The sequence below is a fragment of the Rhizobium sp. Root482 genome, assembly GCF_001426565.1.
Lineage (GTDB): Bacteria > Pseudomonadota > Alphaproteobacteria > Rhizobiales > Rhizobiaceae > Pararhizobium.
The window spans coordinates 192,988-204,178 of the sequence record NZ_LMFA01000022.1 but is presented as its reverse complement, the minus strand read 5'-3'; the positions used below and the strand labels follow the sequence as shown (position 1 = coordinate 204,178).

The following is an 11,191-nucleotide window of genomic DNA, read 5'->3' as shown; positions in this document are numbered from 1 at the left end:
GTTTACGCCCGCGCGTGAGCGGCTCCGTAAAGCTCGCCGAGCCAGTTCAGGTAGAAGGCATAGACGAAATGCAGGCCTATGCCGCCGGCGACGAAGAGCGCCCCCCAGAGCGGATCGCGACCGGTGACGAACAGCAGCACCTGACCGGCCATGGCCAGGATCGTCCCGAAGATGAAGACCGGAAGGGAGTGACGCCCGATCAGCACGAGGGGATGATCGAGGCGCAGCCGCGCCAGCCGGCTGAACACCGGAACGACCGCCAGCAGATAGCCGAGCGAAAGCACGTGCAGCAGCCGGGACAGCGACAGAAAGGTCTTGTCGAACCCGGTGAGAACGGCCGGCAGCCCGAAGGAAATATCGATGCTCCACCAGGACAGGACCACCCAGAGGAAAGACAGAACGAGATAGCCGGCAGAGATCGCGATCAATACCGGATGCCGGGGCAGAGGCTTGCCTGACCGCGAGCGCATCATGCAGACGAGGCCGATCACGAACAGGAACTGCCATGACCAGGGATTGAGGAACCAGTAGCCCTCATCGAGGAAATTGAACGGCACGATCGTGAAGACGCCGGCCGCCAGCCAGACAAGGACGGAGAAAAACAGAAGCAAGGAAGGGCTGCGCGCCTGCAGCCACAGCATGGCCGGCAGGAACAGGAAGACCACGGCATACATGGAAAGGATATTGTTGTAGCCGAGCTGGTGCCCGAGCAGCACCATGGCGACGAAACCCTGCTCGGTATGATCGACCAGCGGCCGGATATTGATCTCGCTGATGAGATCCGGTCTCGCGAAATAGAGCGCACCGCCGGCGAAGATGGCGAGCGTCACCATGCTGGTCATGATATGCGCGACATAGAGGGTGAAGGCCCGGCGCCAGACCTTCATGGCGACGGCGAGGCGATTGCCGGGCTGGAACCTGCGCCCATAGGCAAGACCGGCCGACAGGCCGGAGATCAGCACGAAGGCCTCGGCGGAATCCGAAAACCCGTAGTTCTTCGTGGTCAGAGCCTCGAGATATTGCCCCGGCACATGGTTGATGAAAATCATCAGCAGGCAAAGCGCGCGATAGACGTCGAGACGCGTGTCGCGGGTGGTTGGTGGAGGCACGATAGCAGGTGCGTATCTATCGGCGGGTGGAAGATCGTTCGGTTTTTGCAGCATTCGGAAGTCTCGTCGGGTTCAGGCCCCTGCCCCATCGACGCGATGTCTCCGCCCCGTCGCCAAAAGGAAACCGGCCTTGCCCCTTGTGGAGCAAAGCCGGTTTTCATCCCTTCGCGACGCGCCGGCGGCTACAACAAAACGCCTTCATGCGCGTTTTCTGTGACAGTATCATTGACGCTGACGATCAATTCTCCGCTTTGCGCATTTTTCGTCACGGAAATCCGGTGCGCCTTGCCGTCCAGGGTCACTGTCGCGGAAAAACCGTTCCAGCTCTTCGGGATGACCGGCTGGATGACCAGCCTGTCACCCTGCTTGCGAAGGCCGAGAATGCCTTCGACCGCAGCGCGATAGAGCCAGGCGGCCGAGCCCGTATACCATGTCCAGCCGCCGCGACCGGCCAGTGCACCGTCGCCATAGATATCGGCGGCGACCACATAGGGCTCGACCCGGTAATGATCGGCGCTTTCACGGTCTCTCGCATGATTGACCGGGTTGAGCATCTCGAAGGCCCGCCAGGCATCTTCCGTGCGGTTCTGGGCTGCCAATGCCAGGACGACCCAGGTGGCCGCATGGGTATATTGCCCGCCGTTTTCGCGAACCCCCGGCGGATAGGCCTTGATGTAACCCGGATCCTGATCGGTTCCCGACAGCGGCGGCGTGAACAGCCGGATGATGTGGTGATCGTCGTCGGCCAGTTGCGACATGACCGCGTCCATCGCCTGCTTCGACCGATCCGCGTCGCCCTCTCCGGAGAGCACGCTCCAGGACTGGGCAATGGAATCGATCCGGCATTCGTTGCTGTCGGCCGATCCGAGCGGCGTTCCATCGTCGTAATAGCCGCGGCGATAATGGCCGCCATCCCAACCGGCCGTCTCCAATGCTTTTTCAAGAATGGCCAGATGTGCCTGCCAGGCGGAAACCCGCGCCTCGTCGCCACGCTTTGCAGCGATCTCGATGAAGGATTTCAGTGTTGTCGCCAGGAACCAGCCGAGCCAGACGCTCGTGCCGCGACCTTCGATGCCGACACGGTTCATGCCGTCGTTCCAGTCGCCGCCGAGGATCAGCGGCAGGCCGTTCTCGCCCTTGCGGGCGACGGCAAGATCGAGCGCCAGCGCGCAATGTTCGTAAAGGCTTGCCTTTCGCTCGGACACCGTCGGCTGGAAGAAATTGTCGTGCTGCTCCGGCTCAAGGGCCGGTCCTTCGATGAAGGCGATCTGCTCATCGAGAATATCGCTCGTGCCGGTGACCGCGCAATAATGCTGTGCCGCATGGCCGAGCCAGACGACATCGTCCGAAATCAGCGTGCGCACGCCCGAGCCATTGCCCGGCAACCACCAGTGAAGGACATCGCCTTCGACAAACTGGCGGGCGGCCGCGTTGAGGATCTGCGCCCGGGCAAGTTCGGGACGGTGCAGGATGAAGGCGAGCGTATCCTGCAACTGGTCGCGGAAACCGAAGGCGCCGCTGGCCTGGTAGAAGGCCGACCGCGCCATGATCCGGCAGCCAAGGCTCTGATAGGGCAGCCAGGCATTGACCATGTGATCGAAGGCCTTGTCGGGCGTTTCGACCTGGAGAATGCCGGTGAAATCCTGCCAGAAGCTCCTGGACGCGTCGAGCACCGCGTCAAAACTGCTCTTGCCGGCGGTTTCCAGGTGCACGAGCGCCTGTTCGCCGGTGTCGGCATCGCCCATATAGAAGGTCAGTTCGCGGCTTTCGCCGGGTTTCAGCTCGATATCGAGCGCCAGCGCGGCGCAGGGATCGCCGTCGGCTTCGATCGCGCCGGAGAGCGCCGTGCCATCGATGACCGCCTGCGGCGCATAGAGGCTGCCGCCGCGGCCGAGGAACTCCCGCCGGCTGGTCGTGAAGCCCGAGGGCATTTCGCTTGCCGCCAGGAAGGCCGTGCGGCCGGAATAATCGGTGCTGTAGGGATTGGTGGCGAGAAGGGCGCCGCTCGCCTCGTCGCGATGCGAAAGAACGAAGGGAGCGGTCTTGGCGCGATTGTTGCCCAGCACCCATTCGGCATAGGCATAGGCCTTCAGGCGTCGCGTCTCGCCACTGAGATTTTTCAGCCGGAGCCGCAGATATTTGACCGGCGCCTCGCGGTGCACGGCCTGGGCGACCTCGATCTCCATCCCATCCTGCGTGCTCCTGAAGATGGAATAGCCAAGCCCGTGGCGGGTTTCGAACTGGACCGACCGGCTGCGCGACAGGGCTGCATAGGGCGAGAGCACCGCGCCGCTGTCCATGTCGCGGAGGAAGATCGCCTCGCCCGGCCGGTTGATGACCGGATCATTGGTCCAGGGCGTCAGCTGGTAATCGCGCGAATTACGCGCCCAGGTGAAAGCGGCGCCTTCGGCCGCCACGTGGAAGCCGAACGCCTCGTTGGCAATGACGTTGATCCAGGGCTGCGGCGTCGCTTCGCCGCCGCGCAGGCGTACGACATATTCGCGGCCATCCGCGGAAAATCCGCCATAGCCGTTGAAGTGGTCGAGATCGTCTCCATTGATCTCGGCGGCCGGCAGGTCGGAATCGACGGCCGCAACCGCAAGCAGCGGCACATCCTTCTTCTCGCCTTTCGCCACGGGTTTCGAAGACAGGGCTTCGGCGCGCGAAATCTGGTCGGAGATCTTGCCGTTGCGAGCGTGGAAAACGGCCCGCGACGCGGCAAGCAGCGCCGACCAGGTCTCCGGTTCGATGATATCGCGACGGACGGAAAAGATGTGCTGGCGCGGACCATCCGCCAGGCCGCGCAGGCGCAGATTCTCGCACATCGCATCGAGCGTGTGCTGCATGTCCTGCGCATAGGAGGAGGCACGCTCATTGACGATGACGAGATCGGCGGTGACACCGCGCGCGCGCAGATATTCCTGCGCCTTCAGCGCCTCGCGGGCAATGCCGAGATCGACATCGTCGTTGATGCGGACGGCGAAGATCGGGAAATCGCCGGAAATCGCCAGCGGCCAGAGGGAAGACTGGGGTGCGAGTCCGGCCTGGACGGTGGCCGCATCGGCGCGCAACTGCATGTCCGGATAGGTCAGGTAGCGGCCCAGCATCTGGAAGCTTGCCGCCTCCTGCGAGGTGACGCCGACATGACGCATCTGCACCTGGGAGCGGGTCCAGGCATGGATCAATTCATGGTTGAAACTGTCGGGATGGCGGTAACGATCGATCGCCCGGTCGATCGCCTCGCGATCCGGGGCGGCGATGGTCCAGAAGATCACGCTGACCTTCTTGCCGGCCGGCACCCGCACGACGCGGCGCAGCGAAACGATCGGATCGAGCGTATAGCCATCCGTGCCGGAAAGACTGGCTTCCGGGTCGAAGGCCTGCGCCTCGGCCAGCGTGCGGCCGACGCCGATGAAGCGGCGCCTGTCGGTTTCGGCCTCGGTGTGGCGGGTGCTGCCGGCATTGTCAGCAACCAGATGCGCCACCTGCATGTCCGGTTCGCCGGGGCTGCGCTTGTTGCGCGTCACCCGGATGACGTCGCCTCTCGGGTCGATCTCGGTGCGCAGGAACATCTTGGCAAACAGCGGATGGGCGCTGTCGGTATCGTCGGTGGTCAGCACCGGCTCGGCATAGGAGGTGACCTCGATGAAACGGTCCTCCGTGCCGGTATTGAGGAGGATCACCCGCCGGCCTTCGGCGTCGTGCTCGGTGGCGACGATGCACTCGACCTCACTCATCAGGTCACCGACCGTTTTGATGAACTCCGCCTTGTCGTCGCCGAAGCGGGTCATGGTCTTCTCGCCCCTGGCCCGGCGCGGCTCGGCGGTCGCCGACCACCATTCGCCACTCGCGGTATCGCGCAGGAAGATGAAGGTACCGGTGCGGTCCTCGCTCGGATCGGCCTTCCACCGCGCCACGGTTTGGCCGTTCCAGCGTGAATATCCGGCGCCGGTCGCCGTCAGCATCACCGAGTAATGACCGTTGGACAGGAAGACGGTTTCGCGTGGCTTGGCGAGCGGATTGGTGAAGGTGCGGATTTCCGGGCGCAGCAGGTCTTCCTGGCCGCGATTGAGCGTTTCCGGCTCGCGCTTGGCATTGATGATCGGAATGTCGCGCGGCGCCTTTTCCTGCAGCAGCAGTTCGGCCGCCTCGATGACCGGATCGGCATGGAACCACTCGCGCAGGCGCCCGTTGAAGACGACATTGGCAACAGCGGCGATCGACATGCCGTGATGGTGGGCATAATAGTTGCGCACCACCGCGCAGGTCTTGCCCTCCGGCACGCGGGTCGGCGTGAAATCGACGGCGTCGTGGAAGCCGTAGGCGCCGAGCGCGCCGAGGCCGCGCAGCCGCTCCAGATTGGCAAGGGCGGCCTTCGGATCGTACATGCTGGCAAGGATCGAGGCATAGGGCGCGATGACGGCATTCTGGCCAAGGCCACGCTTCAGCCCGAGCGTCGGCACACCGAAATTGGTGTACTGATAGGTCAGTTCGTGATCCCGGGCGTTGAAGGCTGCCTCGGAAATACCCCAGGGCGTGCCAAGACGGCGGCCGTGGTTCATCTGCTCCCTGACGATCAGATTGTTCGTCTGGTTGAGGATGCCGCCCTGACGCTCCTGCATGACCAGCGGCGGCATGAGATATTCGAACATCGACCCCGACCAGGAGACGAGCGCCCCCCGCGAACCGATCGGAACGATCGGTCGGCCGAGCTTGTACCAATGCTCCGTCGGCAGGTCGCCCTTGGCGATGGCAAACAGGCTGGTGAGACGCGCTTCGGAGGCCAGGAGATCGTAGCAGGCTTCGTCCAGCTCATTGGCATTGACGCGGAAGCCGATCGACAGGAGCCGCCGCTCGGGCCGGAAGAGGAAGCTGAAATCCATCGTGAAGGCGATGTCGCGCGTCCTGTCGCGAAGGACGATGAGGCGCTGGCGAAGCGTCTCGATGGCGCGCAGGTCGAAAACGCCGTCCGAAATATGGGCCTCGCAGGTGTTGACCAGAAGCGTCGCCCATTTCGTCACTTCGCCGCTCTCGGCGCTTTTCACCTCATGGTCGAGATTAAGCGTGAGCTTGTGGATGTCGCGGGCGAGCACCGCCAGGTTGATCACCCGGATGGAGGCGAATTCCTGCTCGCGCTTGACGGTCTGCAGACCGCTGTGGAAGCCGGCGATACGCTCTTCCATCAAGCGGCGCAGCGGCCGCACGGTCTTGCGGTCGTCCGGCAGTTGCGCCAGCACTTCGGAAAGGATGGAGGCGACATCGCCGATGCCGTCGAGATTGCCCTGCAATTGCGCCGAGGGCGCCTCGGCCCATTCCCGGCACATGGACGAGACCGCGATGAGGTGGCCGGCGAGATTGCCGCTGTCGACGGCCGAGATATATTTCGGCTCCATCGTTTCCAGCGTATCGGTCTTGTACCAGTTGTAGAGATGGCCGCGATATTTCGGCATCCGGTCGATCGTCGCGACGGTCTCCTCCAGCCGCCTGATCGCCTCCTCGAAACCAATCCAGCCGAAATCGCGCGCCGACATGACCGACAGGAGATAGACGCCGATATTGGTTGGCGAGGTGCGTTCGGCCAGCACCGGATGCGGGATTTCCTGGAAATTGTCGGGCGGCAGGAAATTCTGCTCGGCGGTGACGAACTGTTCGAAATAGAGCCAGGTCCGCCGGGCGATCTTGCGCAACTCGTCAACCACCTCCTGCGGAACGACCAGCTGGTCCTCCGTTTCAGCCGACTGGCTGACGAACCAGGCGATCGCCGGCGACAAGATCCAGAGGAGGGCAAAGGGAATGCCGATGAAGGGAAGGCCGGTATCCGACACGGCGGCCAGCGCCAGTGAGACGATCGCCAGCGCCGGCGCGGTCCACATCGAGCGGTAATAGTCGAGCACGGTTCCGCCCGCCGCATTCTGGACCTGCGCCGCCGTGCGCCATTCCAGCATCAGCTTGCCGCTGACGAAGGTGCGGTAGAGCGAGCGCACGATCGCATCGGCCATCATCGCCGCCGAATGGGCGATGAAGACGATGCGCAGCGCGACCTGGGCATTGGCAGCCTGGATTTCGGAAAGCACGGCATGGACATGAGCACGCGCGACAATGTCGTTGCGGCGCGGCATCAGGCCGGAAATGAGCGACAAAGTGGGGGCGACGAAAAGGCTGAAGATCAATACGAACTGCCAGATCAGCGCCTGCGTCGGCTGCATGTAGTACCAGCCCATGACGGAGGCGACGAGCCAGGCGCAGGGGATCAGCGAGCGCCGCAGATTGTCGTACATCTTCCAGCGGCCGAGCATGCCAAGCCCGTTTGCTGGATTGAACATATAGGGCAGCAATTGCCAGTCGCCCCGCGCCCAGCGATGCTGGCGCGACGTCTCGACCTCGTAGCGGATCGGGAAATCCTCGACCAGTTCGACATCGCTGACGAGCGCGCAACGGGCGAGCGAACCTTCCAACAGGTCATGGCTGAGGATAGAATTTTCCTCGATCTTGCCCTTCAGCGCCGCCTCGAAGGCATCGACATGATAGAGCCCCTTGCCGGTGAAGGTGCCCTCGCCGGCAATGTCTTGGTAAACGTCGGAAACGGTGAAGACATAGGGGTCGATACCACGATTGACCGAAAATATGCGCTGGAAGGCCGAGGCCTCGCTGCCCGTGGTGAGCGAGGAGGTAACGCGCGGCTGCAGGATGCCGTAGCCGGCGACCACCTTCTGGGTAACGGGATCAACGACCGGGCGGTTGATCGGATGGTAGAGCTTGCCGACCAGCTTCGTCACCGCATCGCGCATCAGGCGCGTGTCGGAATCGAGCGTCATGACATATTGCACATCCTGCGGCACCGTGTTGGCGCCGGGCAGGAAGGTCGTGTCGCTGTCGCCGCGCAAAAGCAGGTTCAGTTCATGCAGCTTGCCGCGCTTGCGTTCCCATCCCATCCAGGCGCCTTCCGCCTCGTTGAACAGCCGGCGCCGATGCAGCAGATAGAAGCGGGTGCGCCCGTCATGGGCGTAGCGCGCGCTCAGGGTGGCGATCTCGCCCTTGGCATAATCGAGCACGTCGAGATCGGTGGCGGTTTCCTCTTCCTGGTTGTCCGCCCAGTCGCTTACAAGCGCGAAATAGATTTCGCCCTTCGGATTGGCGAGATAATGGACCTCGAGATTGCGGACCAGCTCATCGACATGATCGCGCTTGGAGATCAGACAGGGCACGACGACCAGCGTGCGGGCATCCTGCGGGATACCATTGAGGAATTCATATCCGACCAGCCGGGACGGCGGGACGAACAGGGTGACCAGCGTATTGAACAGGCCGGCGGCCCCCTCCGAGGCCGGCAGCGCAAACAGCACCAGCATGATCAAAAGGGCGCCCGTCGGAATATCCATCGGACTGACGAAGAAATAGACAGCGATCATGGCGAGCGCGGTCAGCACGATATTCGGGCCGGCGATCGCCAGCCAGTCCAGCTTGCGCCCGGCGCGGATGATGGCCTGCACCACCGAGGGCCGGTAGCCGATCTTCGCTTCCAGCACCCGGCGTCGCTTGCCGACGAGAAACGCGCCGACATTGGGCTCGTGATAGGCCTTGCCGTCATCCGCCTCGGCACCGATCTGCTCCCTGACGAGATCGAGCGCGATCCGCGTGACCTCGACTTCCTCGCTGCCGGAGCGCCGGGCAAGGCGCTCGATGGCGCTGCGGTACTTGTTGCGCGAACCGAAATCGAGAGCCTCGTAGTCCGATCCGTCGCGAAGCTCGCTATCGACCTTGCTGACACTTTCGAACCAGACGGCCCAGTCATTGTCGTCGATTTCGCGCAGGCCGCGAACGATGTTGCTCATCGTCACATTGCCGGACGACAGCCGGTTCTGCTCGGCGACCAGAGCCTCCTCGACATTGCTGCCGCGCCGCTCGAGCCGCTCCTCGATCCAGTTGATGACGTGACCCGATGTCTGGGAACCGTCTCTCAGGCGATAGAGAAGCTGTGCGACGAAGGTATTGTCGGCGCTGAGCGGCTCGGCCTCTGACAGGATCGACTGGAATTTCTCGGGCTCGCCCAGCCGGACGATCTGGTCGGCGACATCATTGGCCTTCCTGCGCATATTGCGGGAACGATCGACCCGGATGGCAATGCGGCGCAGATTCTCGATCAGCACGAAACGGACGATGGAAGGCAGCGCCCAGAGTTCGCCGATCTTCAGCGTCTCGTTTTCCTGGAAGCCCTCGACCATGGCGGTCAGGCTTTCGCGCGAGACCGTGCTGTGGGTATGGGAGACATAGAGCCAGGCGAGCGCCAGAGTGCGCGGGATCGTGACGCCGCCGACATCGATGGTCGGCAACTGGCGATAAAACTTGCGCGGGAAATCGCGCCGGACCTCCTGAATGGCTTCCTCGACAAGATAATGATTGTCGAGCAGCCATTCCGCGGCGGGCGTTATCGTCGCGCCGGCTTCGACATCCCCCGCCGTGACCCTGTAGACCCGGAAAATCTCGTTTTCATTTTCACGGTGCCGGGCGCGGAAATCGAAGGGGAAGAACCCCGGCAGGCTCTTGGCCCCCTCCCGGGCAAGCGCGGCGCCGCAGGCGTGAAGCTCGTCGATGGTGAAATAGGTCGAGCGGATCGAATCATTGTAATCGATCGGCTTGATTTCGGCTTCGCGCGAAGGCGTGGTCTGCGGCTTGTGAGGGGGCATGTTTATGGGTTCTGGGTCCAGGCGATGTTGAGGGGTCCGGTCGGTGTCGTCGTCATACCGGATGGGCTGCTGCCCTGATGATTGGCTCGGCGCGACCACGATCCTAAACTCTCGCCTGCGGTCTGTCGCCAGCCGTCAGGTCTCTCGCAAGCGGGAAACCATCATCTTTGAAGGCGACGGAAAATGAAGCAGGCGATAGGAGGGTGGCGGTCGTTTCGTTGTAAGGGCTAAGTGATACAGGAAATTGGCATTTTTTAGCCACAGAGCCAATATGTTGCAAGATGCGGCGCCTGCCCTGGGGCGCAATTGGCACGGCTTGAGCGCAGGTACCTGCAGGGCGGGTCCCGTTTACGACAAATATCACCGCGCCGCCCAAAACTGGTTCATGAGTTTTGTTCATCCAGCCCGGAACGCGCTAGCGTGGGAAAGGTTCCCATCGCAGGCCGCGTCGGATCGAACATCAGCCGACGCGGGCGGTGATCCAGACGCGAAAAGCCTGGCTTACCGGGTTTTCAAGCTTCCCTTCAGGCACGACCAGATAATAATTGTTTTCCGTCTGCATCGGCCGGTCGAAGACGACGCGCAGGCGGTCGGTGGCCAGTTCCTGCTCGATCAGATAGCGCGGCACCAGCGCAAAGCCGAGGCCGGCGATCGCCGCCTCGATGACCATGGAAAACTGGTCGAAGCGATTGCCGCGATAGGCGGACTTCATCTCGCCACCGTTGTTTTCGAACCATTGTGCCCACATTTTCGGCCGGGTGGCGAGATGCAGCAGCGGCTGGTCCTCCAGTTCCCCCGGCTCTTCCATCGGATTGAGCGCCAGCAATTGCGGGCTGGCGACGGGCACGATGATTTCGCTGCAGAGATAGCTGCAGGTCGCATGCGCCCAGACCGGCTGGCCATAATGGATGGCAAGGTCGAAATTCTGCTCCTCGAAATCGAAGGGTTGCGAGCGCGAGGCGATATTGACCACTGTGCCGGGATGCTCCTTGAGGAATTCCGGCAGGCGCGGCATCAGCCAGCGGCTGCCGAAGGTCGGCAGCGAGGCGACGGAGAGTGTCGATTCCGAGCGCGCCGAGGCCATGGCGCGCACCATCAGCTCTTCCGACTGGGTGAGCAGCCGGCGCACCTCGGGCAGGAATTTCTGGCCCGCATCCGACAGGATGACCCTCTGGCGCACGCGCTCAAACAGGAGCACGCCGATCTGGCTTTCGAGATCCTTGATCTGCCTGCTGACGGCGCTCTGGGTCAGGTTGAGCTCCGCCGCGGCCTGCGTGAAGCTGCCATGGCGCGCAGCACATTCGAACGCCTGCAGCGTGGTGACGTCCGGGACCAGCCTTCTGCTCAACTTCATTCCAGCCTCGCATGATCATAGTCACAACTGTCGCAATCCATGCC

Annotated in this window: 3 protein-coding genes; all 3 read right to left on the bottom strand. The window is 62.8% G+C overall.

What is annotated here, in order from left to right; genetic code table 11:
- Positions 1-2: 2 nt before the first annotated feature.
- The 3 genes from ASD31_RS17015 to ASD31_RS17005 all read right to left on the bottom strand — a co-directional run bounded on the left by ASD31_RS17015 (position 3) and on the right by ASD31_RS17005 (position 11,147).
- Complete coding sequence (locus ASD31_RS17015; RefSeq protein ID WP_056336339.1) at positions 3-1,163, bottom strand: OpgC family protein; 1,161 nt, start codon at positions 1,161-1,163, stop codon at positions 3-5.
- A gap of 128 nt (positions 1,164-1,291) precedes the next feature.
- Positions 1,292-9,793 (bottom strand): GH36-type glycosyl hydrolase domain-containing protein, encoded by an 8,502-nt coding sequence (locus ASD31_RS17010; protein ID WP_244483877.1) that lies wholly within the window; start codon positions 9,791-9,793, stop codon positions 1,292-1,294.
- 460 nt (positions 9,794-10,253) lie between these two features.
- Positions 10,254-11,147: a LysR family transcriptional regulator gene (locus tag ASD31_RS17005; protein ID WP_056336333.1), complete on the bottom strand. Its 894-nt coding sequence runs from the start codon at positions 11,145-11,147 to the stop codon at positions 10,254-10,256.
- Positions 11,148-11,191: the final 44 nt, after the last annotated feature.

Excerpts from the sequence above, each read along its gene's own strand:
- ASD31_RS17015 (WP_056336339.1), bottom strand. The coding sequence starts at position 1,163 with ATGCTGCAAAAACCGAACGATCTTCCACCCGCCGATAGATACGCACCT.
- ASD31_RS17005 (WP_056336333.1), bottom strand. The coding sequence starts at position 11,147 with ATGAAGTTGAGCAGAAGGCTGGTCCCGGACGTCACCACGCTGCAGGCG.
- ASD31_RS17010 (WP_244483877.1), bottom strand. The coding sequence starts at position 9,793 with ATGCCCCCTCACAAGCCGCAGACCACGCCTTCGCGCGAAGCCGAAATC.